The organism is Actinoplanes sp. NPDC004185, from assembly GCF_053603475.1.
Genome location: NZ_JBSGFR010000013.1, coordinates 1 through 24503, shown reverse-complemented (window position 1 = coordinate 24503; position 24503 = coordinate 1). Strand labels below are relative to the sequence as shown.

At 66.5% G+C, this 24503-nt stretch carries 30 protein-coding genes; 9 read left to right on the top strand and 21 right to left on the bottom strand.

The window, feature by feature from the left end; all coding sequences use genetic code 11:
- Positions 1-322: 322 nt before the first annotated feature.
- From ACWEOZ_RS15425 to ACWEOZ_RS15350, 16 genes are all read right to left on the bottom strand, one after another.
- The gene (locus ACWEOZ_RS15425) at positions 323-1621 is read right to left on the bottom strand and encodes a hypothetical protein (protein ID WP_451911326.1); all 1299 of its coding nucleotides are present in this window, start codon (positions 1619-1621) and stop codon (positions 323-325) included.
- A gap of 484 nt (positions 1622-2105) precedes the next feature.
- Positions 2106-3254: a tyrosine-type recombinase/integrase gene (locus ACWEOZ_RS15420; protein WP_451911325.1), complete on the bottom strand. Its 1149-nt coding sequence runs from the start codon at positions 3252-3254 to the stop codon at positions 2106-2108.
- The gene (locus ACWEOZ_RS15415) at positions 3254-3463 is read right to left on the bottom strand and encodes an excisionase family DNA-binding protein (protein ID WP_451911324.1); all 210 of its coding nucleotides are present in this window, start codon (positions 3461-3463) and stop codon (positions 3254-3256) included. The genes ACWEOZ_RS15420 and ACWEOZ_RS15415 overlap by 1 nt, the downstream gene beginning before the upstream one ends.
- 41 nt (positions 3464-3504) lie before the next feature.
- Entirely contained in the window at positions 3505-5034 is a 1530-nt protein-coding gene (locus tag ACWEOZ_RS15410; RefSeq protein ID WP_451911323.1) for a replication initiator, read from the bottom strand.
- Positions 5035-5075: 41 nt separating this feature from the next.
- Entirely contained in the window at positions 5076-5417 is a 342-nt protein-coding gene (locus ACWEOZ_RS15405) for a hypothetical protein (protein WP_451911322.1), read from the bottom strand.
- A gap of 97 nt (positions 5418-5514) precedes the next feature.
- Positions 5515-6423 carry a DUF2637 domain-containing protein gene (locus ACWEOZ_RS15400; protein WP_451911321.1) on the bottom strand — a complete coding sequence of 303 codons (909 nt, stop codon included), beginning with the start codon at positions 6421-6423 and terminating at the stop codon, positions 5515-5517.
- On the bottom strand, positions 6420-6626 hold the full coding sequence (locus ACWEOZ_RS15395) for a hypothetical protein (RefSeq protein ID WP_451911320.1): 207 nt from the start codon (positions 6624-6626) through the stop codon (positions 6420-6422). The genes ACWEOZ_RS15400 and ACWEOZ_RS15395 overlap by 4 nt, the downstream gene beginning before the upstream one ends.
- A gap of 14 nt (positions 6627-6640) precedes the next feature.
- Positions 6641-7066, bottom strand: coding sequence for a DUF3307 domain-containing protein (locus tag ACWEOZ_RS15390; protein ID WP_451911319.1), 426 nt, complete (start codon positions 7064-7066; stop codon positions 6641-6643).
- On the bottom strand, positions 7063-7335 hold the full coding sequence (locus ACWEOZ_RS15385; RefSeq protein ID WP_451911318.1) for a hypothetical protein: 273 nt from the start codon (positions 7333-7335) through the stop codon (positions 7063-7065). The genes ACWEOZ_RS15390 and ACWEOZ_RS15385 overlap by 4 nt, the downstream gene beginning before the upstream one ends.
- On the bottom strand, positions 7332-7679 hold the full coding sequence (locus ACWEOZ_RS15380; RefSeq protein WP_451911471.1) for an RRQRL motif-containing zinc-binding protein: 348 nt from the start codon (positions 7677-7679) through the stop codon (positions 7332-7334). The genes ACWEOZ_RS15385 and ACWEOZ_RS15380 overlap by 4 nt, the downstream gene beginning before the upstream one ends.
- A 776-nt stretch (positions 7680-8455) precedes the next feature.
- Positions 8456-8644 (bottom strand): hypothetical protein, encoded by a 189-nt coding sequence (locus tag ACWEOZ_RS15375; RefSeq protein ID WP_451911317.1) that lies wholly within the window; start codon positions 8642-8644, stop codon positions 8456-8458.
- A complete protein-coding gene (locus ACWEOZ_RS15370) occupies positions 8641-9165 on the bottom strand; it encodes a DUF6197 family protein (RefSeq protein ID WP_451911316.1) in 525 nt (174 codons plus the stop codon). The genes ACWEOZ_RS15375 and ACWEOZ_RS15370 overlap by 4 nt, the downstream gene beginning before the upstream one ends.
- A 113-nt stretch (positions 9166-9278) precedes the next feature.
- Positions 9279-9470, bottom strand: a complete 192-nt coding sequence (locus tag ACWEOZ_RS15365; RefSeq protein WP_451911315.1) for a hypothetical protein — start codon at positions 9468-9470, stop codon at positions 9279-9281.
- Positions 9467-10321: an FtsK/SpoIIIE domain-containing protein gene (locus tag ACWEOZ_RS15360; protein ID WP_451911314.1), complete on the bottom strand. Its 855-nt coding sequence runs from the start codon at positions 10319-10321 to the stop codon at positions 9467-9469. Before ACWEOZ_RS15360 ends, ACWEOZ_RS15365 begins: the two co-directional genes overlap by 4 nt.
- 117 nt (positions 10322-10438) lie before the next feature.
- Positions 10439-11374 carry a hypothetical protein gene (locus ACWEOZ_RS15355; RefSeq protein ID WP_451911313.1) on the bottom strand — a complete coding sequence of 312 codons (936 nt, stop codon included), beginning with the start codon at positions 11372-11374 and terminating at the stop codon, positions 10439-10441.
- Between the two features lie 125 nt (positions 11375-11499).
- Positions 11500-11889 (bottom strand): hypothetical protein, encoded by a 390-nt coding sequence (locus ACWEOZ_RS15350; RefSeq protein WP_451911312.1) that lies wholly within the window; start codon positions 11887-11889, stop codon positions 11500-11502.
- A gap of 143 nt (positions 11890-12032) precedes the next feature.
- Here ACWEOZ_RS15350 and ACWEOZ_RS15345 point away from each other — a divergent pair, with 143 nt between their 5' ends.
- The gene (locus ACWEOZ_RS15345) at positions 12033-12857 is read left to right on the top strand and encodes a winged helix-turn-helix domain-containing protein (protein WP_451911311.1); all 825 of its coding nucleotides are present in this window, start codon (positions 12033-12035) and stop codon (positions 12855-12857) included.
- 17 nt (positions 12858-12874) lie between these two features.
- Positions 12875-13666 (top strand): protein phosphatase 2C domain-containing protein, encoded by a 792-nt coding sequence (locus ACWEOZ_RS15340; RefSeq protein ID WP_451911470.1) that lies wholly within the window; start codon positions 12875-12877, stop codon positions 13664-13666.
- 448 nt (positions 13667-14114) lie between these two features.
- Here the strand turns inward: ACWEOZ_RS15340 and ACWEOZ_RS15335 are convergent, their stop codons facing one another.
- Entirely contained in the window at positions 14115-15272 is a 1158-nt protein-coding gene (locus ACWEOZ_RS15335; protein ID WP_451911310.1) for a hypothetical protein, read from the bottom strand.
- 737 nt (positions 15273-16009) lie between these two features.
- Between ACWEOZ_RS15335 and ACWEOZ_RS15330 the strand changes: the two genes are divergently transcribed.
- Positions 16010-16612 carry a hypothetical protein gene (locus ACWEOZ_RS15330; RefSeq protein WP_451911309.1) on the top strand — a complete coding sequence of 201 codons (603 nt, stop codon included), beginning with the start codon at positions 16010-16012 and terminating at the stop codon, positions 16610-16612.
- Positions 16609-17625 carry a toll/interleukin-1 receptor domain-containing protein gene (locus ACWEOZ_RS15325; protein WP_451911308.1) on the top strand — a complete coding sequence of 339 codons (1017 nt, stop codon included), beginning with the start codon at positions 16609-16611 and terminating at the stop codon, positions 17623-17625. The genes ACWEOZ_RS15330 and ACWEOZ_RS15325 overlap by 4 nt, the downstream gene beginning before the upstream one ends.
- 22 nt (positions 17626-17647) lie before the next feature.
- Here ACWEOZ_RS15325 and ACWEOZ_RS15320 read toward each other — a convergent pair whose 3' ends face one another.
- The 4 genes from ACWEOZ_RS15320 to ACWEOZ_RS15305 all read right to left on the bottom strand — a co-directional run bounded on the left by ACWEOZ_RS15320 (position 17648) and on the right by ACWEOZ_RS15305 (position 21065).
- A complete protein-coding gene (locus ACWEOZ_RS15320) occupies positions 17648-17836 on the bottom strand; it encodes a DUF397 domain-containing protein (RefSeq protein WP_451911307.1) in 189 nt (62 codons plus the stop codon).
- Between the two features lie 478 nt (positions 17837-18314).
- On the bottom strand, positions 18315-18905 hold the full coding sequence (locus tag ACWEOZ_RS15315) for a hypothetical protein (RefSeq protein ID WP_451911306.1): 591 nt from the start codon (positions 18903-18905) through the stop codon (positions 18315-18317).
- A 39-nt stretch (positions 18906-18944) separates the two neighbouring features.
- Positions 18945-19886 carry a helix-turn-helix domain-containing protein gene (locus ACWEOZ_RS15310; RefSeq protein WP_451911305.1) on the bottom strand — a complete coding sequence of 314 codons (942 nt, stop codon included), beginning with the start codon at positions 19884-19886 and terminating at the stop codon, positions 18945-18947.
- Positions 19887-20213: 327 nt separating this feature from the next.
- Positions 20214-21065, bottom strand: coding sequence for a helix-turn-helix transcriptional regulator (locus ACWEOZ_RS15305; RefSeq protein WP_451911304.1), 852 nt, complete (start codon positions 21063-21065; stop codon positions 20214-20216).
- Positions 21066-21165: 100 nt separating this feature from the next.
- Between ACWEOZ_RS15305 and ACWEOZ_RS15300 the strand changes: the two genes are divergently transcribed.
- The 5 genes from ACWEOZ_RS15300 to ACWEOZ_RS15280 form a co-directional block, all read left to right on the top strand.
- Positions 21166-21930, top strand: coding sequence for an SDR family oxidoreductase (locus tag ACWEOZ_RS15300; protein ID WP_451911303.1), 765 nt, complete (start codon positions 21166-21168; stop codon positions 21928-21930).
- Between the two features lie 4 nt (positions 21931-21934).
- Positions 21935-22822: an SDR family NAD(P)-dependent oxidoreductase gene (locus tag ACWEOZ_RS15295; protein WP_451911302.1), complete on the top strand. Its 888-nt coding sequence runs from the start codon at positions 21935-21937 to the stop codon at positions 22820-22822.
- A gap of 98 nt (positions 22823-22920) precedes the next feature.
- Positions 22921-23343 carry a hypothetical protein gene (locus ACWEOZ_RS15290; RefSeq protein WP_451911301.1) on the top strand — a complete coding sequence of 141 codons (423 nt, stop codon included), beginning with the start codon at positions 22921-22923 and terminating at the stop codon, positions 23341-23343.
- Between the two features lie 87 nt (positions 23344-23430).
- A complete protein-coding gene (locus tag ACWEOZ_RS15285) occupies positions 23431-23988 on the top strand; it encodes a hypothetical protein (protein ID WP_451911300.1) in 558 nt (185 codons plus the stop codon).
- 150 nt (positions 23989-24138) lie between these two features.
- Positions 24139-24503 (top strand): helix-turn-helix domain-containing protein (locus ACWEOZ_RS15280; protein ID WP_451911299.1); only part of this gene is annotated, 365 nt, incomplete at its 3' end.

Here is a 24503-nt window from a genome sequence, read left to right as displayed (position 1 = left end):
TGCTAAGGCCGTTAGGGCAAGGCCAAGGGTAGTGCGGACGCGTGGCGGCATATTCGCTCCGTGTGGTAGCGCAGTAACCTGGAGCATTCAGTGTGGTCCCGCTCGTCCAGCCTCGAAGTCTACGGATGCCAGCTAGCGAGTTAACCACGCAGAGCACCGCAAAGTGCCTCTAATTCGGGGCTTGGGTGCGACTCGGCGGGTTCAGGCACGGCCTGACTGGCGCGTTCGTGGCAGCAACGCTGACAGCAACCGACACGGACGAGGTCAACCGGAGTCAGGCCGCAGCGAACAAGCGAACAGCGCTGGACGAGCCGCCCAGGACTTAGAAGCGAGGGTTCCCCCGGGTGTCTGGGCTCGCTGTCGGGTGGTTCGTACCTGGCTCGCCCCAAAGCGCTTCCAACTGCTGCCGGATTGAGACGTCAAGTCCCTGCTCACCTTTGGTGGCGACCATTGTTGTATCCCAAGGTCGAAGCCCGTCGTGCCGAGGTGTCAGCAAGACTCCTACGGTGAGAGCCTCAGCCTGAATGGGCAGCGCTTCGCTCAGTTGCTGATGACGAAGGCTGATGTACCACCTGAAGTGGGTGCGTACCGTCTCGTCGTAACGACTGGCAGCTGCGAAGATCAGGTTGACGCGGTCCGTGCCGCTCACAATACGGAACTGCCACTTCACCCCGGTTTGGTCGACCTGGGCGACATCGTGCAGCCACTTGATGATGTCGCGACCGAGTTCGCTGCGGTATCCGACTGGTGTGGTATCGACAGCTGCGAGGACATCGATGATGTCAGCGGCCGTTGCCTTCTCTGGGAGGGGGCTCTTAGCGACCTCTTCCAGGATGGTCCGGAGGACCAAGTGGTGCCGGCGATCGTCGTGGCCCGCTGGCGCTTGGGGCAGCAAGGGTGTGGACATCTGGTGGACCCTGGCGCTAAGCCGGCCGGCGTCAATCGAAGATGGCTCGGCGACGGCGTCGTCGGCTGCGAGCCGGTAGTAGCGCAGGGGTTCGTCACCCAATGGGATGGGTTCGTGTAGGTGCACTCGGTGTAGGTAGCCCAGGACTGCGTGAGTGGACTTGAGTTGCTCGAAAAGGAACTCCCAGTCGCGGCGGAGTAGGACGACGGCTTGAACTGTCGGCGTGTAGCCGTGTACACCTGGGTGATCCAATACGACTACGGGTACCCAGGCCTTATCGCGCGCGTTCACCTCGACCGTCGTGCCCCGCTCGTTTATTAGGGCCGCGTCAGGCCGGGTTGCGAAGGCCTTGATCGTCCCGGCCGCCTGGCGGGCGGCTTTGTCGATGCGCTTGTCGAGCCATCCTCGCTCTTTGCCAAGGTCGGCGCTCAGCGCAGCGCGCGCCTTGACCTGCACGACGGCGGCGAACTGCCCGGCGATAATGATGCTGTCGCCCAGTTCGCGCACACCAGAACCAGTCGATCGGACCGCCGATTGAAAGACGAAATCGGGTAGACCCCATACGGCAGCGGCTGTGCGGGTTGCGCCTTCCGCAGCCGTGCCGGGGTCGACAGTTGGCGGCAGTACGGCGGCCGGTCGGATACGTCGCACGAAGACCCCAGCCTCGGTCTCGACCGCGATTGCGAGTTGTCCTTCGTCCGGCTCAACAGTCACGTGGAAAGGATCTCAGACGGGTTCGACGCTGTGCTCAGGTACCTCGCACGTGACCAGCGGCAGCGAGCTGCGTTCGCCGTGCGTTAGTGGCTCGGCTGACGAACAGGGTATGTCGATAACGCTGACGGCAGCCGGTCAAGACGGCGACCGCCAGGACGATGCAGTGACGAACACCCGTCCGGGGCCACGCACTCGAACAAGTGTGGGCGGACGAGCTGCCGAGAGCTTACGAGCGAGAGTTCGATCGCCTGGCTGTTCTGCCGTGGCCCGGCAGGTCCTTCGGCGGGGATCGACGAGGCACCGCTGAGCTATGCGGGGCAACGAAGGCAGAGTGCATGCAATGATCTTGCGTTGCCGATCAGACCGGATCTGACTCGCAGCAGATCAGAGGCCGTATGGCGTGTGCGTCGCTCTCCCATTCCTAAACCGTGTGTCGTAGGTTCGATTCCTACCGGGGGCACCAGGTCAGACCCTTGATCACCGATCATGAGTCCTTCTTTCGGGGCTTTCGTGCCCGTTGCGTGCCCGTTGGCTGGCCGCCGCCGAGCTGGTCGAGGTGCTTGGCGACCTGGGCGTCACGGTCGTCCATCGGCCGGGCGTAGTGCCTGGTAGTGACACTGGCGTTAGCGTGCCCCAACCGGCGAGCGGCGACCATCACCCCGTGCGAGTCGGCCACCCAGGTGGCATGCGTCGCCCTCAGGTCGTGCGGAGTCACATCGGTCAGCCCGGCGGCGGCCAGGGCGATCCCGAAGCGCCGACGGAAGCCGTGATAGCTCTGCTGCCGATGCTTGGTATGCCGCTGACGGCCGGGGAACGCAAACGTATCCGGATCCTCCGGCAGAGTGGCCAGATGCTGGCTGAGCAGCCTGACCACGAAGGCCGGCACGAGCAGTTCCCGCCGCTGATGGTCCTTCGGGGTGGCGATGACCGGCCCGCCCGGCAGTTCGGTGACCGCATCGACGACCAGCACCCGCTTACCGGCGATGTCCAGGTGGCGACGCCGCAACGGCAACGCCTCACCGATGCGCAGGCCGCCGTAGGCCAGCAGCAGTACCAGCACCCGATCGCCCAGCTCGCAGGCATCAGCCAGCCGGGTGACTTCAGCGATCGACAGAATGTGCGGGTTTCCCTCCGGCAACCGGGGCAGCCTGATCCCGCGACACGGCGAGGCCGGGATCATGTCGTTGTCCACGGCCGAGGCCATGAGCTGAGACAGCAGCCGGTACGCCTGCCGCACCTGGGAAGGGCTGCGCCCCTCAGCCAGCGTCCCGACCCACTTGCTCACCTGAATGGGTCGCAGGTTGGCGAGTTGCACCGGGCCGAGGTGCGGCAGGACCAGGCGGTCGAGCACGTCCCGGTAGGTGTGCCGGGTCTTCGGCTTCCACCCTGCTTCCACCGCCGCGAACCACAGCTCAGTCCACTCACCGACGGTGGTGCGTCCCGCCGAGGGCGAGTACCACTTGCCGTTAGTGATGTCCGCCTCTACCAGCGAGAGGAACCGGTCGGCGTCCCGCTTGCTGGCGAAGGTGGCCGGCGCGGGATGGTCCAGGCCGTCCGGTCCCCGATACCGGGCCTGGTAGCGGCCGGAGGCCAGCTTGCGGACACGGCCGAAGCGACGTTTGGCAGCAGCCATCAGGCCACCACCTTGCCGTCACGCCACCGCAACGAGGGCGGCTGCACCGTTGATTCCTCGATGTAGGCGGCCAGGACACTTTCCTGGATGCGGACGTGGGTGCCGAGCTTGACGAACGGAATACGTCGCTCAGCGATGAGACGGCGCGGGAAACGCTCGGTGGTGCCGAGTATGGCTGCCGCTTCTTCCACGGTCAGCAGCTTGTCCATTGAAGTCCCTTCCTGGCTTGAACAGGTTTGACACGTACGTGTCACGCAGCAGTGGGAAGCACCAGCGAGCTGGCGCGGTCATCGTCGTCGGCGTAGTCGCGGGCGGCGTCGGCGTGTCGGCGGGCGGCGTCGGCGGCGGAGTTGGCGAGCAGGGCGTCGCCGGTGGTGATCCAGCCGGTGGCGTGGTAGCCGAGGCGGCAGACGACGAGGTCGGCTTGTTGGTCGTCCCAGAGCTGGGGGAAGCCTTGGGTGCGCCGCCAGATGGTGCGTTGCATCCGCAGGAAGCCGTAGGTGACGGAGAAGGCGCGGCTCTTGGTGGTGATGTGCCCGCCGTAGCCGAACTGGTGGGCGTAGCGGCGCAGCCGGTGCCATCGTTCGGTGAGGCCGAGGTCCCAGCAGGCTCGGATGAGCCGCCCGAGGTGGGTGTCGGGGGTGGCGTGCAGCTCGATGGTCATCTCATCGATGCGGCGGAACACCTGCCCGGTGGCTTCGGTGCTTTTGGTGACGTACTTGGCCAGGTAGCCGGTGAGCTTGGCCAGGTTCTCGTCACCGCCGGGGGCGTTGATGTGCTTGAGGTCCAGGCCCTGCTGTCCCCAGGCGATGCGCCAGCCGTTGCCGCCGTTGGCTGGGTGGCCGGCGGTGGTGTAGGCCGTCTTGCGGAACGCTGTTTCCAGGACGGTGGCGAACATGGCCCGGGTGACGACCTGATCCGGTGTGACGATGGCCGACGGGCAGTCAGGGTGGTAGCCGTCGAGGCGGATACCGGCGTGGTAGTGGATGACCCCACGTGCCTGAAACTCGTAGACCTTGACGTAGCGGCGGCGCAGCTCCACGCCGAGACGCTTGCCGAGGCGGGCGAGTTCACGGTCGGCTTCCTGGATGGTGCGCCGCCACAGCTCGGGGGCTTCGTGGTTCCAGACGACCTGGGCGGTGTGGTCGTAGCAGTCCAGGCACAGCGGCTGCCCGAGAGCCGGGTCGGTGGCCTTGTGCCGGGTGGTGCAGCGGGTGGGCTGGCCGTGCTCGCAGGGCTTGCCGAACGGGTGGCACACGTTCGGCCGGCACGTGCAGGTGTCCTTGGCACGGCAGTCCGTCGCGTGGGTTTTCACCACCCGGTGGTGCACGGTGCCGAAGGAGGGGGCGGTGGCGGTGAGGAACACGGCCAGGTGCTGCCCGAGCGGCGGCAGTCCCCAGCGGTCACCGCGGAGTCCGGCGGCGATGAGGTGGTAGGTGTCGCGGCGGTAGACCTCGGCGCAGGACGGGCAGACGGAGGCGCGGCGGTTGCCGCAGGGGGTGTAGATGGCGCCGTCGGGCATGGTGTCGGTGTCGATGGAGTGCATCAGCGAGCCGTCGGGGTTCTTCACGTCGATCTGGCCGGTGAGCCGGATCGGGTGCTTGCAGGCGGCGGCGCCCTTGACGTGGTCGAGCCATTCGAAGTAATCGCCGGTGCGGGCACGGCGGCGGGCGGTGATGACCTCGCCCGGGTCGAACCCGAGCCGGGCATCCGGGTGATTGGCAGCCGTGGCGGTGGGGGTGGCCCACGGCCAGGTCTCGGCGTTCTCCCCCGCACCCACAACAGACGTTGTGGGTGTGAGAGGCAGCGTCGAGCTACTCATCAGGCGGTGGCTCCGGTGTTGGTGGTCGGGGTCCGGTCGGGGGTGATGTGCGAGAGCAGCGAGTAAGGCTCGTCGATTTCGAGGACCTCGTTGAACGTCTGCAGGCTGTTGTGCGCGCGGGCCAGGTCGGTGACCTCCGTGAGCAGGTCACAGGTGCGGCAGCCGACGCAGCGGCGGTGCTGATGGGCGATCATGCCGAGGTAGAGGCTCATGAGAGAGGCCAGCAGAGCCCAGTAGGCGGCCGGGTCGTCGAGGTTGGCGGCCAGGATCTTCCGGTAGTCGTCCGTGACGGTCGGGCCGGTCTGGTCGTCGTTCGGCGGGGTGGGTGCGGTGGTGGTCATGGGTGGTTCCTTTCAGTGAGGTGCGGCCGTCGAGGGGTTTCGGCGGCGTCCCCCGGGCCCACAACAGGAGTTGTGGGCACGAGAGGCAGCGTCGAAGTCACGCAGTGGCGGCGACGCGGTTGCCGTTGTGCGGCCGGGTGTTGTCCGGCTGCGGTGGGTTATCGCGGAGTCGGGTGAGAATGTCGGTAGCGGTCGGGGTGGGTACGCGGAGTCGGACTGCGAGCTGGTTGGGGTTGATGTCTTCGCCGTGTTCGTCGCGGTGCGAGGTGACGATGGCGCGTGCGTTGGACAGCAGAGGTTCCGGGAACCGCTGATCGACAGACGCAGCTGGTGCCGGGGCTGGGGTGGTCGCGGGTGCGGCCGGGGTGGTGTCCACGGTTGCGGGTGCGGTGGTCTTCTTGGCCGGTGTCCGTGCGGGTGTCTTCTTCGCCGGTGCGGTTTTCTTGGCGGGTGTGGTGGCCCTGGTCTTCTTGGGTGCGGCGGCCGGGCGGACCTCTGCGCGCGTGGTGTCGACAGACGGGGCGGGCGAGGTGGCCGGCGTTAAGGCCGTGACCGGGTTGTGGGTGGGCCGGGGTGTTGCGGTGGCGGTGAAGACGAGCTTGGACAGGGCGAAGAAGGCCAGCGCGGGCAGCGCGGAGACCATCCAGCCGAACGGGGACTTCTCAGCGACGGCGAGCTGCGCGGTCAGCGAGACGCCGACTGCGGCCACGAGCAGGCTCATCGGGTAACGCACCGACGCGGTGGTGCTGCGGCGGCGACGGCGGCCGATCTCGATGAGAGCGGCCATCGGGATGAGTTCGCTGATGACGGAGTTGGCCCAGCCGAACCAGTCCGGGGTGGCGGCGGGGCTGTGGGCGAGGGTCCAGTCGTGGACGTGGGTGAAGGAGGCTGCTCCGGCCATGACGCCGACGAGCAGGACGATGAGCAGGAGCACGCCGTCTTGGAGACGGTCGGCGCGGGCGGGCTTGGATTGGGTGTCCGTGCCGGGCACGGGTGTAGTGGTCATGAGTGCGCCTCGATGGTGCGCAGCAGGTGGTAGCCGAGCACGATGGCGTGGTCGTGGCCGTCCTTGCGCAAGACGCGTTCGAGGCCACGGATGTGGTCGATCGAGGTGATGGGAGCGGGGAGGGTGAGAGTGAAGTTGCCGAAGGTGGGGCCGTCGGGGCGGACGGCGTTGAAGGAGACGAAGTACTCGAATGCGGTGGTCATGGTGGTTCTCCTTGTCAGAAGCAGGCGATGAGTAGGGCGCTGGCCCATAGGCAGGCGTGGTGGAGGGATTGGTCGGCCAGGTAGAGGCCGCAGATGGGTGTTTGCCGGTCGGCGAAGGCAGCCGAGCCGGTGTGTTCGAGCAGCCAGCGCACGGGCCAGCGGCGGTCGAGGAAGGCGTGGGTGACGGCGGAGAAGCCGATACCGGCGGCGAGGCCGGTCGCGGTGATCGGCAGGTTCAGCAGGGTTGCGGTGGCGGTGAGCATCACCAGGGCGGCGGCGTGGTAAGTGCCGACGTGGATGGTCAGGTGGGTCCAGCCGGTGCGGCCGGGTGCGGCTTTGTGGTTGGCGTTGGTGTCGGTCTGCAAGATGTGGTCGCCGAGTTGGTGGGCGGCGTGCAGGGTGACGGCGATCGCGGCGAAGGTCGCGGCGGTGGTGGTCATGAGCAGGCTCCTGTCGGGCCGAGCGGGATGACAGCGATCACGCCGAGGCAGCCGGGGCAGAACACCGGGCCGAGGCGCTGGATGAGCAGGTCGGTGACCAGTTCCAGCAGGCTGTTGTAATTGGCGGGGTAGACGGCCAGGCCGTCGCAGTCAGCGCACGGGATGGCGCATTCGGGGCAGCGTTCGAACAGTTCGCCGAGGGACTCGTCGCGTCCGGCAGGCATGTGACCGTCGATGCAGTAACGGCAGTCGGTGACAGCGGCGGTCATGAGGGACCTCCGGGGTTGCAGTCGAGGCAGGCGCCAGTACGGCGCGGAATGATGTAGGGCTTGAGTTGGTGGCAGGCCGGGCAGACGCGCTTGGCGCGATTGGCCTTGTCGAGGGCGGCGAGTTGTGCGGCGGTCGCGGTGCGCTTGGGTAGCGCGAGGTCGATGCGGTAGAGGTAGGCGACGCGCTTGCCGCGACGCCACATCACTTGTGCGGCAACGGATTGACCACCAGGACGCAGGTTCCGCGCCGTGAGTTGGCGGCGGGTGGCGTAGCCATCCGGGGCGAACTTGAACGGGTAGGTGGGGATGCCGAACTTGGCGCCGGTGGGGTCGTAGAACACCATCGGGTCCTCCGATTCATCGGCCGGCACGGTGTCGGCCTGGTCGTCGCCGTGAGAGCACGGCTGGCCGAACGACGGAAAGTCGTAGGTGTCGCGGTCGATGTCCTCGGGCACGAACGCCGCTTCGCAGACCGCGCAGACGATCGGGCCGAGCTCGAAAACCGTTGCGGAGAGCCGAATCTTGCGAGGGCACTCGCACTCGGCGGATACGCCGTTGTTGTTGTTCGTGCGCTGCTTCCCCTCGCCGGTCGGTTCGGGGTGCCGGTAGGCGTAAAGCGCGTCACCAAGTCGGGAGATAGCGCCGACGTAGTCGATGGCTGCTTGGTCGGTGAGGGAGCAGGGTGAGTAGCCGAGCTTGTCGTCCTTGCGAGCGGACAGTCCGAGTTCAGCGGCGAGGGTGGCGAATTTCTTGTTGTGCCACCGTCCTTGGCGAGAGGTGTCCTGGATGCCACGTGCTTCGGCAAGACCGTGGGTGGCCTCATGGAGCAATGTCGTGAAGACCTCGGCCGGGGTGCGGGACAGGCCCTCGCCGGAGACGAGGACTTCCGGCAGCTGGGTGTCACCGGACTGCCAGCGCAGCGAGGCGAAGTGGCCCCACTTCATCGACTGGCTGCCCTTGGCGGGCGAACCGGAGCCAACCACGATGACGGCTTCCGGGACCTCAGGGTGATGGAGGCGGATCGTCGCCCACGCCTTTTCAAGGGCCGTGAGTAGGCCAGCGGTACTGAAACCGGAGGTGGGTTGACACGTACGTGTCACATCGGTGATCTCGGTGACGGTCATCGGGTGCCTCGCAGGGTGCGTCCGGTCAGGGCGATGAGTTCGATGCCGTCCGGCACCGGGGTGTTAGGCAGGTCGGTGTCGGGTTCGCGGGAGTAGCCGAGGCCCAGGTCGTCGGGTGCGGCGGTGAAGGCGTGGTGGCAGCGGTCGCAGAGCTGCGCCGGGCGGGTGAGGGTGGGCGCGGTCATCGCGCACGCAGCCAGGCGAGGAAGCCCTCACGGGTGGGGTGCTCTTCGTTCGAGGCGCAGGCCCCGGCGTAGGTTTCGAGGTCATCCTGGGTGGCGTACCGAAAGTCGTACTCGTCGGCAGCCGAGCGCAGGACAGTGGCGATGTCGTCGACGGTGTGCCAGTCGAGGTCGTTCCATGCGCCGATATCCGTCGGCGTGTTCCAGCGGTCCGGGCCGATAGCGAGGTGGCCCTGGTCGAGCAGGTACCAGCGCAGGTGATCGGCGGCCTTGTTTAACTGAGCCAGGTTGGGGCCGCTCATCTCGGGGCAGTCGGTGACGACACCGTGCGCGGCCATGCCGATGGCGCCGATGGCGTCGGCGGGCGGGAAGGCGTCGGCGGCGGTGCCGCCGTAGTAGACGTGCTGGACCCAGCCTCGAAGGTCGAGGTAGCGGGCGGCTCCGCGCAGTACATCGGCCGGGGTGACGGCATCGAGTCCGTCGGTGTCGGCGGCGGAAGCGGTCGGGTTTTGGGTACGGTGCATGACGCCACGTCCTTTCGTGGGCGGTGGTGGTGGCCGGCGGGCCGGATTCGCTTTCCTAGGGCTGGTTCCGGTTCGTCGGCCGTTCCTATGGGTGGTGCTGGTAGTGCCGTAGGTCAGTCGTGCCGGGTGGCGCGGGCGGTGATGCGTCTGCGGGCCGCGCCGTACGAGCACGGGTGGCAGGTGTTGGAATTCCGGGCGAAGTAGCGAGGCTTGCGCCACGTCTGGCAGGCCGCGCAGCGGATAGCGACGACACGGCCGCAGCGCTGGAAGCGGATACGCGGGATGAGCGCGGCGATGCTGGTCATGCGACGGCCCTCAATTCGGCGGTGAGTTTGCTGTCCCGGGTGGTGCGCCGCACCCAGGCGGCGTAGTCAGCGACGCTGATGATTTCGGCGTTGGTCATGTGGGCGCCCTTGGTCCGGCGGGGGATGCCGCCCTCAGCGATGAGCAGGCCCTCACCGCGGTTGTCCGGGTCGATCGTGTTGGCGCAGTAGCCGCGTGCGGCCCAGCCACGTCCGAGCACGACGTCGGACGACGCCTCATCAACGCAGCGACCGGCCCAGCGCCAGGCGAACAACGCCCGTAGCGAGGTCGGGATGATGTCTGCGCTCGGCCGCTGGGTTGCGGACGCGTCGATGATGACGGCGGCGCGGCCGCGTGAGGCGATGTCCCGGTTGAGCGCGGAGAAGTAGTCCTGCTGGATTTTGGTGCCGACGGTGGCGGAGAAGTACGCCAGTTCGTCGATGGCGAGCAGGATCGGTCTGATGTCATCGCCCTTCTCGACCTTCTGGCGGCGCTGGGACAGCAGGTAGGTGCACCGGTTGTCCATCACGGTCTGCAGCCGTTCGAGGGTGAAGATGGCGTGGTCGATGTCCGGGCCGACGAACACGTCGGCGCAGTCTTTCCACAGGCCGAGCTCGACCTGTTTGCCGTCGATGAGGATCAGGTCCACGTCGTCGCAGAGCGCGGCGTGCCCGACGATGGTGTTGAGCAGGCTGGATTTACCGGCGCCGGGTTCACCGCCGATGAGCACGTTGCGGTAGATCAGCGGTAGGTAGACCGGGTGGCCGAACTCGTCGATGCCGAGAAAAGCCGGGTCGAAGATGGACATGCCCGTGCCGACCGGAACGCTCGGCGGGGCCGGAGACAACGTCATGGTGAAAGCTCCGATCGGAGGCGGAGGGTGTGATCCGGCGTGGCGCTGGTGACCTAGAAGGTCGGGGTCACGCCGGGGCACACGGGGAAGGTTTTGACACCTACGTGTCAAGTGCGGTCAGGCGTAGTCGCTCGGATCGAAGTCCGGCGGCGGTGGTTGGTGGTTGCGGGCGCGACGCGTCCGGGACTCGGTGCTGTTGGTGTCAGGGGCGCGCTTGCCGCGCGGGGCCGTGACGTCGGCCAGGTTCACGCCGCTCGGGGCGGGCGCGGGAGAGACCGGCGCGGTGGCCGGCATATCGTCGGGGACGTAATCCGGCAGCGGCGAGACGATCGTCGCGGCCAAGGGTTCGCGGCGGGTGATGTCCACCCGAAGCAGCGCGGCGTACTTACGTGACGCACGGGCTACGCGGGCCTCGTTGGCCCAGCAGGCGACGGCCAGCTTCTGGACTTGGCCGTCCTGTTCCAGGTCACGGATGGACAGGCCGGGACGCAGCCATACCCACACGCGTTCACCGGCCGGGGTCGGCCGGGCAAGCAGGATCAGCGGCAACGTGCCGGAACGGTTGGTAGCGATAAACGCGGCGAAACACATCCGCAGCCGGTGACGCACGACCAGGCACCACAGCGGCGCCAGCACCCAGTGCCGAAACTTCGGCAACGCGGCGGGGACGCCGACGCCGACGGTCACGAGGACCAGGGCGAGCCACAGCGGGGTGGCCGACATCAGCCACGTCCAGCCGTAGACCACGGCCAGGCTCAGCAGGATCTCCGGCAGCCAGTGCCAGACGATCCGCAGGACCGGCCAGGCGATGATCAGCGCGAACAGGACCGCGCCGAGCACGACACCGCAGACGATGCCGAGCAGGCCACCCAGGATCGGGTGCATGTAGTGGCCGGCAACCGTAGCGGTCAGCAGCCCGACGGTCAGCAAGGTGACCCAGAACGCGATGATCGCCTTACGACGCTGGGAACGGGCAATCGGGGCCTCGATGACCGTGACGGTCGGACCCTTGTTGGTCGAGCCGAACATGCTGCGGCGAGTAGACTTGGGCACGACGATTCCTCCCCTTCAACGGGGCTCAGGGATTGTTCGATGAACAGGTGCGGGGCCGCACATGGACGCCAATCTCTTGGCGGCCCCGCTTCCTGCGGTCGGTGGCTACAGGAGCCAGTAGCGGATCAGGCGGCGACCGGAACGGCCGCCGGGGTCGAGACGCTCATCGGAGCGGACACCACATCGAGGCCCGTGGCCTTGAACGCGGTACCGCTACGCGTGCGGCCGTTCTGCTCCGAGACCCACGGCAGGGCCTCCAGATCGGTCGGGACGACCTGGTCGCCTTCCTCAGCGGCAGGCTTGTCCAGGCTGACGACGGTGATGTTGAAGACCGCGTTCCACTTCTTGCCCGCGGAACGACCGCGACCGTAGATCGGCGCAGTCCACAGCGGCAGACCGGTCTCCCGGTCGGTCTTCTGCACACCCTTGTCGTCACGCTTCGGCGTCACGTCATCCGACAGCTCGAAGATGACGTTCGTGGTGTCCAGCATCAGACGGGGCTGGTTGGTCGGCATAACTGGCTCCTTCTTGCCCTGTCGGGCTCCGATGTTTAGCCCCCCTAAACCACTGGGTTGCGATCGAGAAGCGATCGTTTAGGGGGTATAAACGCACCGTACAGTCCGATGCCCCGAGCGTCAAGACCCCCTAAACTAGAGAGGTGAGTGACTTCGACGCCGTACGCGCTGAGCGCGATCCCCTGCGCCAAGCCGTCCGCGCGGGGGAGCTGATCACGGTCTACCAGCAGCGAGCGGTTGAGCTGGCGCGACTCCGGAAGCAGGCCATCAACCAGCTGCTCGCCGATGGCGGCATGTCGTCAGCCGAGGTCGCCCGGAAGCTCGGACTGTCGAAGGGCAGGGTCACCCAGATCCGTCAGACCGCGCCGCCCGCTGAGCGCAGCTTCTTCGGCGTTGGGCCGATCACGCTTGCGGTACCACTACGGGAAGTACCTGGCAGAGCATTGCCGGTCATCGCGTCCGAGGATGCTCAAGCGCGCGATGCGCTTCGCGACTTCCTGGAGAAGCGTCTAGCGTTCGCTGTCGAACCGTTCGGGATTCCAACGAGTGGTCAATGGCAACCCGCCGGTGACGTCGTTGCGATCTGTGGTCCCAAGTCGTCCCCTGTGACGAGCAGGGCTATCGCGAGTGACCCAGTCCTGGACTTCAGTCGGGACGACGACGGTAGGTGGACCATTAAGGAACGCGAATCGGGTCGACAGTTTGGGTCACCGATGGATGCGGACAAGCCAGAGTGGTCCGACATCGCCTATGTCGGTCGCCTGCACGTAGACGAGCAACCGATAACGATCATCGCAGGGATTCACGCACTCGGGTCGGTTGGGGCGGTGGACTATCTCATCCGCAACCTCCCCCGCGTAGCTGCAGCCGTCGGGGATAGCGACTTTTCAATGATCGTCGAAAGTGCCCACCGGGACGGTGAGGTCTTGACGGCAGAGGCGCTGGCAGGGCCATGGAGGCACCAGTGATACGAGCAGTGGCTTCCATGCCCGGCGGCCGGCGCCCGAATCAGGACCGTATCCGTACCACCAAGAACGCTGCGATCTTGCTCGATGGTGCGTCGGCTGTGCGGCCGCAACGATTCGATGGCGGCTGGTACGCAAACCATCTGGCCGACGAGCTGTGCCACAAGCTGGAGGCCGACCCAGATGCAGAGCTACGTACAGTCCTGCGCGATGCAATCGCCAAGGTGGCCTCAGAGCTCGGACACGACGACGGCTCACCCTCAAGCACCGTAGCCATGGTCCGCTGGAGCGGCGAGACCGTGGATCTGTTGATACTTGGTGACAGCGTGGCGGTCATCTACTACAAGACCGGCAGCATTGAAGTGCTGCAAGACACCCGGCTTGACCAGGTGGGCGTTGACTTGCGGCGATCCTACGCGGACGCGCTTCGGAAGGGTCAAGGCTTCACCGAGTCGCACCGAGAGCGGTTGAAGGAGTTGCAAGCCGAGCAACTGCGTCTGCGAAATCGCCCGGACGGATTCTGGATCGCCGCCACGGAACCGGGTGCCGCTGATGAGGCTTGGACATGTCAGCTTCCAACACGAGCCGTCGAGGCAGTGCTTCTCGCGTCGGACGGCTTCGCTGACGGAGTGCTGACTTACGGCGTTCTCGACTGGGCCGGGGCACGACAGATGGTCGTCGAACGCGGGGCGGAAGCCGCGCTCGGAGTGGTCCAGGGTGCGGAATCACAGGATTCTGACGGACGCCAATGGCCACGCGGTAAGGCTCACGACGACAAGTCGCTGGTCTTGGTGGAGTTCAAGGCGCTGTAAGCGTCGCTGGTAGGTAGGCGCATCTCGGTCGCATCTCGGTCGAAGCTTGTGAGAAGTTTCTATACGGGTTCAAGGCGGCCCGCTTCGCAGGCCGCTCGCGCCGCCCAGCAGGGCCGGGCTGACGCCCGCCGCTCGGGGACCCCACGCCCGGCCGCTTCGCTGGGCGCACCCCGGCGGTTTCAGCCCGGCGGCAGGCGCGACACACAAAGAAGCCCCGGGCCGCCGAAGTAGCCGGCAGTTCCGGGGCTCAACAGTCCGCGGTGGCATGACGCCTCCGGCGGGGACTCTGACCTCTGGGATGGGTGGCGCCATCCCGTCAACCTTCGTCCAGGCGAAGCCGAGCAGACAGGGCCTGCCTGGTCAAGGTCGGTCAGACGAAGGGTGCTCCACCTTGCCCAGGCAGGCCCTGCCCGCACCACGGTGTGTGGACGAAGGCCGACGGGATGGCTCAGCTGTCGCGGATGGTCTGCACCAAGCTCATGGACCCCCCAGCCGCTAGGATTACCTCTGTCTGAGAAGTCTCAGGCGGAAGCTCCTTCAGAAAATCGAACGTTACGTTCTCTTCCTGAATAATGGATGGGCTGAGCACGCCGATCATCATCGGCGCGTTGCCCGAAAATTTCAAGCCAGGCTCTTGCAGGAAGCTTACGAACTGATCCAGCTGTTTGCCGGGTGGCTGCCAGGAGGGCTGGTCGGGAAGAATCAGAATTGACACTGGACGGTAGTGCTTACCGTGGACAGGATGTGGCGTCATGCCCACTGCGTCGCCCCACCCTCTAACCTTTTCTACTGCCCACCTGGCATCGCGCGCGCTTCCGTTGAGACGCCTGATATCAATAGCTAAGTCGTACCTATCCAGATCTCGGGACGTAACAATAGCATCTGCACGTGTACGTCCCAACCTTACATTTCGGACGATCGAGGCGTTCGGGAGTGAGCGGCGGATTGCCTGAAACGTCAGCTCTATCGCGCTGAGTGTGGCAATATAGCCCCGCGCTTCTGCCGGCAAGTCTTCAGACGCGTCCATGATCGTGCGCAGTGCACTTATGGTCGCATCGTCGCGCGGTTCCTCGTTGATGGGTTCGGCGCCGGATCTATCGCCTTCAACCTCGGACTCACTGAGCGGCGCGTTCTCTCTATCGAGAGATTCGGTCGCCTTCTCCTCTAGCGACTTACCCGCCTCTGCTGGAGATTCTTGGTTAGCCCTGCTCAACGCGACGCTTTCCTGATATACCTTTTCCCGCTCCGCGTCGGCTTTCTCGCGTTCCGATTGCAGCTTTGCGATCTCGGCCGCCTCTTTGGAATCGAGAACACTCTGTCGCTTCTGCCACTGTATGGCGCCAAACACGATGAGGGCTAAGCCCATAATCAGCAGTGCACCTGAGATCCAAGGCCACACCTTTAGGAGCCACAGAAGCTGCGACTGCTGCACTTCGGTGGCGCTCCGGGCGTCAGGGCTTAGCTCTCCTAACTGCTTGGTGGTGGCTGAGACCGTTTTCTGGGTCCTCAGTAGAAGGAACGGGAGAGCGCCCGATGCGACACAGGCGAGGCCGCCAGCACTGACCAAGAACTTGTGGAAGTCGGTGAACTGGAGGTTGGGCAGCACGCCAGACAGTCTAGAGGACCCGTAGTCGTCCGTGGCCTGTCCTGGGAGGCATCTGCCGCGTAAGTACTCGATCGATGCGGGCCCAGCGGGTCACTGGGCCCACGTGGGAGATGTCAAAGAACGGAGTGTGGAATCGATCGGCAACTGTGCCGCGACGTGTCGCGCCGTGCGGTCGTGCCCGCTACGTGCCCGATATGGCGGCGAACGGGTAGTGATGGCGGTCAACGACGGTCAACCACCAGTGCCGTTGAGCTGTGAAGACGGCAGGTGAGGGACCCGTGACAGCCCGATGATCGACAATTCCTAAACCGTGTGTCGTAGGTTCGATTCCTACCGGGGGCACATGACGAGGTCTCTGGCCAGCGGAAACGCGGGCCAGGGCCTCATTTTTTCTACGCAGTTTGCATTGTCCCCAAAGTCCAGATAACGCCTGGAGGGCCCGATTTGCTGTGCATACGCCGGACGGTATCGGCGCTGTGTGCTCCCTGCACGGCCCAGCTTGAGCCAGGCTGGCAGGAGTGAGAAAGCCGGCTTGTCGATGTAGTGCTTGTTGATGATCTCCTTGCCGCCGTGGCCCAGTTGGGCGGTGGCACAATCCTTGAGTACCAGCATCAGCGATCTCGGCAACGAACACGGTCACCGCGTACTCGAGATTCGCCGGCAAGGCGCGACCGGAACGAGTCTTCGAGCGGGTTGCGCCGATTGACCGGCAGTGCGGGTGTCGGAATCATGAATTGATGACCACGACGGCCGTCACTCCGGCGCTGATCACCGCTTCCGCCAGCGTTCTAGTCGCCGCCGCGGTCTTCGTGGCCAACCTGATCGTTCAGTTCCGCAACGAACGCCGCCAAGTGGCGCTGGAGCGGCTCAACGCGCAACTCCGAGAACTCTATGGGCCGCTCTACGCGCAGTACGAGGTGAACGAGACCATCTGGCGGGCGCTGCGCGCCTCCGGTCTTCCCGGCCGGGAGATCCGCCGCGCGGGCACAGCTACCGAGGCCCAGCGGGCCGAGTGGCGCCTGTGGGTGCAAGAGGCGCTCATGCCCGGGAATGTGCGGATGCGCGACGCCGTCATCGAGCACGCCGACCTGCTCATTGAGGATGAAGTACCGCGCGTGCTCGGCGACTTCTGCTCGCACGTCGCGTCCTATGAGGTAGTTCTGGCGCAGAGTGGCGATCGACGCAAGCAATTCGCCCGCGCGCTCGTCCCGCACCCAGGCGAGGAGTTCGGCGAGTACGTCCGAAACTCGTTCGCGTTACTCAAGCAACGACAGGCGACGCTGCTGGGGACTGCGCGACCGGCCACACAGGCTGGTCGGCAGGTACCGTCGGACCGGTGAAGCCCCACATCTTTCTCAGCTGGCACGGAACGCTGAGCCACGAGGTGGCGAAGATCTTGAGCACCTGGCTGCGTAACGTCATTCAGGGTGCGACCGTGTTCCTCTCGAGTTCGCAGATCAAGAAAGGTTCTCGATGGAGCCGCGACCTTGCTGAGGAGCTGGAGAAATCGACGTTCGGCATCATCTGCTTGACCGCCGACAACTCGGCGGCGCCGTGGCTCAACTTCGAGGCGGGCGCACTGTCGAAGACTCTCGACGTCCGGGTCGCGCCGCTGCTCATCGACTTGGAGCCGGGCGATTTCCGGGGGCCGCTCAAGCAGTTCCAGACCACCTCATTCACCGCCGAGGACATCCTCGAACTGGTACGGAGTATCAACTCGTCCTCGTCCGAGGCCGTGCCGGATAACAATCTCGAGGCTTCGTTCCGCCATTTCTGGCCCGAGCTGGAGACGCAGATCGAGGCGCTGCGGAGCGACCCCCGGCCACCGGCGCCACCACAGCGCGAACCGACCGACGTGCGCCAAGAAATCCTCGATATCTACCGCCGGCATGATGCCGCACCCGCCCCGACCGGCGGTCGGGGCAGCTACGAGCTAGCGCCAACCTCAGTTATCCGGGAGGCTCGGTACGCCGTGGACAGCGTCCTGGATTGCCACATCTCGGAGTCATTCGACCCGGACGGCGGTGAGCCGATGCTGAGCCTGCGAGCCGGTCCGCAAGTGGCGGTCCGGCGGATCGTGGTGCTCGCCGACGACGCCCGGCACCGCGCGCTCGTTGCCCAGATGGGCGCCCTGGCCAGGGAGAACGAAAACTACGAGGTGCGCAGCTATGGCATCGACGGGCAGAACCGTTTGGGCGAGTTCGCTTTTTCCGTGGTGGACCGCACCTACGTGGTGATCCGGGTGCCGGGGGGTCAGCCGTTCGCCGTTGCCGACGGCCGCGCCGCTCACGTGCTCGGCCGCCTGTTCGAGAAGCTGTGGGCCGACCTGCCGGCGGGCATGGACCAGCTTTGATCGGCTCGCCGCCTGGACCTGCTCAGAGTCCGTTCCGCACCGCGTCCAAGAAATTGTTCCAGCATTCCCGGGAAACGGTCAGGTGGCCTGCGTCGCGATTTTTTGTGTCGCGGATCAAAACCTGGTCGCCAACGACTGCGACCTCGACACATCCGCTGGTTCCGCTGTATGAGCTCTTGCGCCAGATCGGTTCATCGCTACGACCGCTCACGTGCCCTCCCCGATGTCCATCCCCTACTCAGCCAGAATGCCGTCCGAACCGATTGGAAGATCGACTGGGATCTGAGTTGGACCGCTGAGTTGGTTCTGCCGTGAACTACCGTGCCAGTGTAGAAGTTTGTCGATGGCTAGACCAGACTGCGACCGCAGAGTGGGCACGGCAAGATCTTGAAAGGGCATCGTTTCTGTCGGACGTAGGCAGGGTGCACGCTTGATCAGCGGCCCGGCGATATGGTGTAGCCAAGGGATACGGAGGAGGCGGGATGACCAGACCAGCTCCGGACAGATGGTTGAATTCCGGCTCGGCCGAGGTCGATGACCGCTTCCCGCGGGTCGCGGATCACCGGCCGAAGTGGTCCGACCTGGTGTTGTACGGAGTCGCCACGGGCACGGTCGCCGCAGGCATGGCGTGGGTGCTCGGCGACCTCGATGAGGCGATCACCGGCCGACGGACCTATGTGGGCGCCGCGCTACAGATTCTTGGTGTCGTAGTGGTCATCGGCGTGGCGGGTCTGGTCGGCGATCGCGTCGTGGGCGCCGTCCGCCGACGGGTAGTCGAGGTTCTCCGCCGTTGAGTCCACTTTCGGCCGCTGCGGCGGGACGCGACGGTTGGTCGCGTTGATCAGGGCTGACCCGCTGTAGTCGATGTAGTCGGTACGACGCCGGTTTGTAGCGGCCCTGCCCCGGCCTCGCCTCCGGAGCAGGAGCATCAGGGCGACCACCGCCACCCCGGATCCGCCGACGACCCACCCGCCGGGGACCGGCTGCTTCGATACCGGGCCAAGGTCGATGCGGGTCGCACTGAGTGCCAGCGCAGCCAGCACTAGAAGGGCCACCAGGGCGATGACGAAGAGCCGGTTGATGACGAGCCGGGCCGGGTCGACCAGAAGTTCCCTGGTCTGCTTGACGCGATCCGGATCACCGCGGGCCTGGGCCACCGTACGGACGTAGAACGACAGGAACTCGATGAACGTGCGAGGTTGCGGCTCCGGGATGGGCTCGCCGGGAGCAGAAGGGTCTGTGCCGCGTGGACGCGCGCTGTCGTAGTTGTCCGGCGTCACGTGCAGTTCCTCCTCCCGCTTGGGCTCGCAGCTGGTGCGTCAGGCGTCCTGGCCGCGCAGCTGCTCGATGATCGAGTCCAGGATGCGGCCGGTCTCCGCAGGGCCTGGAACCCGCTTCTTGATGGCGGAAAACAGGTCGGAGTATGCCTCGAGCGTTTCCGGATTGTCCCGGATCACCTGGTCCCCTTCGGGATTCTCGAAGTAGAGCATTGAGTCGAGGGACTCCTCCTCGAACTCGGCGATCTCGAAGGGACCCCGCAAAGCCTGGTACGCCCCGATCGAGAACGGGACCACCTGCACCGAGATGTTCGGATTAAGGTCCTCCTCGATCGTCTCTTTGAGGGCGGCACGGCCACGGGTATTCATCTTCTTCAGGTAGTTCAGCTGGTCGAGCATGGTCTGGACGCCGCGCGAGCCGTCCTCGTTGCCCACTGCCCGGACAAGCGCAGCCTGATCCACGATGAAGCTCATGGCCGGCCCATCAGGACCGACGAGAGGCTCCGCGCGCTCGAGGCGGGCCTGGACGATCCGCTCCGCCCGCCGGTCGGAGCGGCCGACGCCCATCAGCCCGATGACGATGCCGGTGGCGTATTCGTCGGTCTGCAGGACACCGGGCACGAACTGCGTCTCGTACTGCCGGATCGATCGAGCGAACGCCTCGTACTCCAGCCACTCCTTGAATTCCTTGGTCAGCACGTCCTCGTACCGGCTGGCCACGTTGGGCGACCGGGCGATGCGGGCCAGCTCTTTGAGTTCGTTCATCTGCTCGTGCGTCAGGCTCGGGTACTGGGTGCCCAGAGCCATCAGGTCGGAGGTTTGGACGGCCACTTGCCCGTTCTCGATGCGCATGATCTTCGACGGCGACCAGTCGAGCGCATCAGCGACTTCCGCCTGCGTCTTGTCCGCCACGGCACGTGCTTTGCGCAGGGTGAGGCGCAGTTGTCTACGTGCAACTGCGGGTCCCCGCTCGCGGGTTGTCATACGGCGTCTCCATATGGCTGATCGGCATTTGCCCGTCCATGAGACGTCACGCATCGCTGGGAGGTGATCTTGTGACGTCACATTTGAGGTTTCATCCCGAACCATACACCCGGGAGTGACGTCACGTGCGAGTCAGGTCACATTAATACGATGTCACGATGCAGTGGACTCACAGGAGCGAGACCTGCCGGGCCGGTGTGACGAGGACGGCGCCGATCGGCACGACGGCACTCGGCCCTGACACAGTGGAAAGGGCTGGCGAATGACAAGCTCGAGATCGCGATGGGTCGTAACCATCGCCGTAGGTTCCATCCTGCCGGGACACCGTCAGGCGCTGGCCGTTTCTGTCACGCCGCGCCGGCTCATCACGCCCAGCAGCTGCAGCTTCTCAAACCCCTCACTACCCCGAGGCGCCGTCAGCACCAGCAGACACTGCGACTGGTCCTCCGTAAACAGCGCCTGGCAGTCCAGCTCGATCTCCCCCACCACCGGATGGACCAGCACCTTGTGATCCCCGAACCGCCGGGTCACCTCATGCCGTTCCCAGAGCTCCGCGAACTCCGCACTGACCCCCTGCAGCGCCCGCAGCAGCTCCCCGGCCCGGGACCGCGCCCCCATAGCCCCATAAGCCGCCCGCAAATTAGCCACCTGAGCCCGGCTCTGCCGATCCCGATCCTCAGCCGGATACCGGAGCCGCTCAGCCGGATCCGTGAACCACCGATAGATCTCGCTCCGAGCCAGCCCCGTATACCCCGACACGTCCCCGAGCAGCGCCGCAGCCATGGCGTTCTGCACCAAGCGCTCGCCCAGAAGAGACAGGATCAGCGCCGGGGTGTCGTCGAGGCGTTCCAGCACCCGCATCAGAGCCGGCGCCACCTGCGTCGCCGCGGTCGCCGGGGTCGGGGCGTTGTGGCCGGCCACCCGGTACAGATAGTCCCGTTCCTCGTTGCTCAACCGCAGAGCCCGGGCCAACGACCCCAGCATCTGCTCGCTCGGCTGCGGCCCCCGCTGCTGCTCCAGCCGCGTGTAGTAATCAGTCGACATCGACGCCAGCGTCGCCACCTCTTCGCGGCGCAGTCCCGCCGTGCGGCGGCGGAGCCCAGCGGGCAGACCAAGGTCGCTCGGCTGCAGAGATGCACGGCGGCGGCGTAGGAAGTCGGCGAGTGCGGCACGGTCCACCTGCCCAGTATCGTCGGCCCGCGCGGCACATCCAGGGACTTCTGATCCCCCGATGACGGATCTCTGCCGCCGGTCCGCCCGGCTGCCCAGACTTCAGGGCATGAACATCTCCGGAAACACCATCTTCATCCCCGGCTCGACCAGCGGCATCGGCCTTGCCCTCGCCCTCGCGCTGCAGGCCCGCGGCAACACCGTCATTGTCGGTGGCCGGCGCGAGGACCTGCTGGACCAGATCGCGCGGGAACATCCCGGGATCGACACCGTACGGATCGACACCGCCGACCCGGCCAGCATCGACGCCGCCGCGCAGCAGGTGCTCGGCCGCCACCCCGGCCTCAATGTGATCGTCACGATGGCCGGGATCATGCGGGTCGAGGACTGGCACACCCCGTCCTCCTTCCTCGCTTCGGCCGAGGCGACCATCACCACCAACGTCCTCGGCCCGATCCGGCTCATCGGCGCGTTCATCGAGCACCTGCAGAAGCAGCCCGACGCGACGATCGTCTCCGTCTCCTCCGGCCTGGCGTTCGTGCCGCTCCGGGTCACGCCGAGCTACAACGCGTCCAAGGCCGCGATCCACATGCTGAGCGAGTCGCTGCGGCTGCAGCTCGCCGACACCTCGGTCAAGATCGTCGAACTGGTCCCGCCCTCGGTGCGGACCGCGCTGCTGCCGGGCCAGGAGACCAGCGACTTCGCGATGCCGCTCGACGAGTACGTGTCGGAGGTCGTGTCCCTGCTCCAGGACCACCCCGACGCCAAGGAGATCCAGGTCGAGCGGGTCAAGTTCCTCCGATACGCCGAGGTGCGCGGCGAGTACGACCAGGTCGTCCAAACGGTGAACTCCGCCGACCCGCACGGGAAGTGACGACATGAGCAGCCAGACCATCCTGATCACCGGCGCGTCCAGCGGATTCGGTGCGCTGGCGGCGCGGGCCCTGGCCCGCGCCGGGCACATCGCGTACGCGGGCATCCGCGACCCGAACGGCCGCAACGCCCCCGCCGTGGCCGACGCAGCCGAATACGCGGCCCGGCACGGCGTGGATCTCCGTACCGTGGAGCTCGACGTCACCGCCGACGAGTCGGTCGCAGCAGCCGCCCGGACGATCGGCCGGCTCGACGTGGTCGTGCACAACGCCGGGCACATGGTCACCGGACCGGCGGAGGCTTTCACCCCCGAGCAGCTCGCGGCGCTGTACGACGTCAACGTGCTCGGCGCCCAGCGGGTGAACCGTGCGGTGCTGCCCCAGCTGAGGGCTCAGGGTCACGGCCTGCTGGTGTGGGTCGGCAGCACCAGCACTCGCGGCGGCACCCCGCCCTACCTCGGCCCGTACTTCGCGGCCAAGGCCGCCATGGACGCCCTGGCCGTCAGCTACGCCGGTGAGCTGGCCCGCTTCGGCATCGAGACCTCCATCGTGGTGCCGGGCGCCTTCACCACCGGCACCAACCACTTCGCGCACGCCGGCAGCCCGGCCGACACCGCGACCGTGGCCGCCTACGAGCAGAAGTACGCCGGAGTCATGAACCACGTCGGCGAGGCCCTGGCCGCGCTCACCCCGCCGACCGCCGACGTCAACCAGGTGGCCGACGCCATCACGACGATCGTCGGCACGCCGCCCGGACAGCGCCCGTTCCGGGTGCACGTCGATCCCAGCGACGACGGCAGCGAGGTGGTCAGCGCCGTCGCCGACCGCATCCGCAGCGAGTTCCTGCGCCGCATCGGCCTGGCCGACCTGCTGACGCCGGCCACGGCCGGCTGACCGCAAGGTCCGCCAAGACCGCAAAGAGAGCTGACCGCGGGGCCGGTCAAGACCACGAAAGAAACGGTACGCAGAAAGCGGTCGCTACGCTCACGACCATGAACGACTGCGAAGCCGTCGTGCCCGTCGCATGCGAGTCGTGTGACGGGCCGGCGGCCGGGCAGGTCTACGAGACGATCATCGACGGCCGGCTGCACTGGGTGCTGACCCACGACTGCGGGGACGGCTTCGTCGAGGCGATGGGCTGGGACGAGACACCCGGCGACCTGCGGCAGGCCTTGCTTGATCAGTGCGGCACGTACCGGCTCCGATTGGTGCGGGAGAGCACCGCGAAGGTCGCCGTGATGAAGGTGCTGCGGGCGCGGGGGACGTCGCTGGCCGCCGTACCGGAATCGCTCGCTGCCCTGACCGGGGACGGGATGCCCGGCACGGAGACGGAGTTGCAGTTGCTGGCCGGCCGGCTGCGGGCAGCGGGCGCATCGGCCACGGTGGAACGGGTGCAGGACGCCACGGACGGTTAGGGTTCTGGGCCCAGGCCGCAACCCACTGCTCATGCCGTACGTTCACTGACCGTCCGTTCCCGTTCCGAGCCAGGGCGAGGGCCTCGTATGAATGTGATCGATCTGGACCGGCCGGCCGTCGTACCCCCTGCTCCGCAGCGCAAGTCCCGCCTGCTCGTCGCCTCCGCGCTGGTGATCGGCGCCGTCCTCGGCGCCTGCGCCACCTACGGCTGGTCCGTGCACCGGCAGACCGTGGCCCGGGAGCGGCAGGTCGCCGTTTTCGTCTTCGCCGAGGCCAGCCCGTTCGTCGACGGCCTGCCCGCGGACACCGTCGTCTCCGGCGGCCGGGTCGCGACCGTCACGCTCACCCGGCGGGTGACGCTCGTGAACGCCGGCCCGCTGCCGATCAACATTCTCGATCTCTCCGCGTCGCGGGCGGGCGTCAGCGTGCGCGGGGTGAACAAGGAACGCTGGGTCGCGCCCGGCGCGACGGTGCAGGCCGACGCCGACGTGCAGGTCGACTGTGCCCACGGGCTGCCGCTCGGCCGGCTCCCGATCACGCTGGCGGTGCGGACCTACGACGACGAGGACCGCGAGACCCGCCCCCGCGACGGCTTCGACGGCACCCCGTGGAGCGAACAAGCCGAGGTCGCCTGCGCCGGCTGACCAAGCCGTGCGCAGCGGCCGATGGGAAAGCGGGCTGGACAGCTAGATGTACTGACCCGGGACGTTGGTGACGGGAGATCTTGAAGTAGGTGAGGGCCTTCGGGTTCGGTGTGGATTGCGACGTCCTACCCCGAACGACCGGAGGCCCTCATGCCCCACCGTAATGCCCCGCTGTCCGAGACCGGCAGGCTGCGCCTGGCCCGTTGTGTCGTCGAGGACGGCTGGCCGTTGCGCCGAGCCGCGGAACGCTTCCAGGTCAGCGCGACGACAGCGAAACGGTGGGCCGAGCGTTACCGCACCGGCGGGCCGGCCGCGATGACGGACCGCTCGTCACGACCTGGGCACAGCCCGAACCGGACTCCCGCGCGCACCGAACGGCGGATCATCAAAGTCCGGATCCTGCGCCGCTGGGGACCCGCACGGATCGCCTACCTGCTCGGTCTGAACCCGGCCACAGTCCACCGCGTCCTGACCCGCTACCGCCTCGACCGGCTCACCCACCTCGACCGGGCCAC

Excerpts from the sequence above, each read along its gene's own strand:
- ACWEOZ_RS15340 (WP_451911470.1), top strand. The coding sequence starts at position 12,875 with ATGCCCGGCGGCCGGCGCCCGAATCAGGACCGTATCCGTACCACCAAG.
- ACWEOZ_RS15350 (WP_451911312.1), bottom strand. The coding sequence starts at position 11,889 with ATGCCGACCAACCAGCCCCGTCTGATGCTGGACACCACGAACGTCATC.
- ACWEOZ_RS15365 (WP_451911315.1), bottom strand. The coding sequence starts at position 9,470 with ATGACCAGCATCGCCGCGCTCATCCCGCGTATCCGCTTCCAGCGCTGC.
- ACWEOZ_RS15370 (WP_451911316.1), bottom strand. The coding sequence starts at position 9,165 with ATGCACCGTACCCAAAACCCGACCGCTTCCGCCGCCGACACCGACGGA.
- ACWEOZ_RS15400 (WP_451911321.1), bottom strand. The coding sequence starts at position 6,423 with ATGACCACTACACCCGTGCCCGGCACGGACACCCAATCCAAGCCCGCC.
- ACWEOZ_RS15290 (WP_451911301.1), top strand. The coding sequence starts at position 22,921 with ATGAACGACTGCGAAGCCGTCGTGCCCGTCGCATGCGAGTCGTGTGAC.
- ACWEOZ_RS15405 (WP_451911322.1), bottom strand. The coding sequence starts at position 5,417 with ATGACCACCACCGCACCCACCCCGCCGAACGACGACCAGACCGGCCCG.
- ACWEOZ_RS15395 (WP_451911320.1), bottom strand. The coding sequence starts at position 6,626 with ATGACCACCGCATTCGAGTACTTCGTCTCCTTCAACGCCGTCCGCCCC.
- ACWEOZ_RS15420 (WP_451911325.1), bottom strand. The coding sequence starts at position 3,254 with ATGGCTGCTGCCAAACGTCGCTTCGGCCGTGTCCGCAAGCTGGCCTCC.
- ACWEOZ_RS15310 (WP_451911305.1), bottom strand. The coding sequence starts at position 19,886 with ATGACAACCCGCGAGCGGGGACCCGCAGTTGCACGTAGACAACTGCGC.
- ACWEOZ_RS15380 (WP_451911471.1), bottom strand. The coding sequence starts at position 7,679 with ATGGTGTTCTACGACCCCACCGGCGCCAAGTTCGGCATCCCCACCTAC.
- ACWEOZ_RS15330 (WP_451911309.1), top strand. The coding sequence starts at position 16,010 with ATGACCACGACGGCCGTCACTCCGGCGCTGATCACCGCTTCCGCCAGC.
- ACWEOZ_RS15375 (WP_451911317.1), bottom strand. The coding sequence starts at position 8,644 with ATGACCGCGCCCACCCTCACCCGCCCGGCGCAGCTCTGCGACCGCTGC.
- ACWEOZ_RS15285 (WP_451911300.1), top strand. The coding sequence starts at position 23,431 with ATGAATGTGATCGATCTGGACCGGCCGGCCGTCGTACCCCCTGCTCCG.
- ACWEOZ_RS15385 (WP_451911318.1), bottom strand. The coding sequence starts at position 7,335 with ATGACCGCCGCTGTCACCGACTGCCGTTACTGCATCGACGGTCACATG.
- ACWEOZ_RS15300 (WP_451911303.1), top strand. The coding sequence starts at position 21,166 with ATGAACATCTCCGGAAACACCATCTTCATCCCCGGCTCGACCAGCGGC.
- ACWEOZ_RS15415 (WP_451911324.1), bottom strand. The coding sequence starts at position 3,463 with ATGGACAAGCTGCTGACCGTGGAAGAAGCGGCAGCCATACTCGGCACC.
- ACWEOZ_RS15390 (WP_451911319.1), bottom strand. The coding sequence starts at position 7,066 with ATGACCACCACCGCCGCGACCTTCGCCGCGATCGCCGTCACCCTGCAC.
- ACWEOZ_RS15295 (WP_451911302.1), top strand. The coding sequence starts at position 21,935 with ATGAGCAGCCAGACCATCCTGATCACCGGCGCGTCCAGCGGATTCGGT.
- ACWEOZ_RS15360 (WP_451911314.1), bottom strand. The coding sequence starts at position 10,321 with ATGACGTTGTCTCCGGCCCCGCCGAGCGTTCCGGTCGGCACGGGCATG.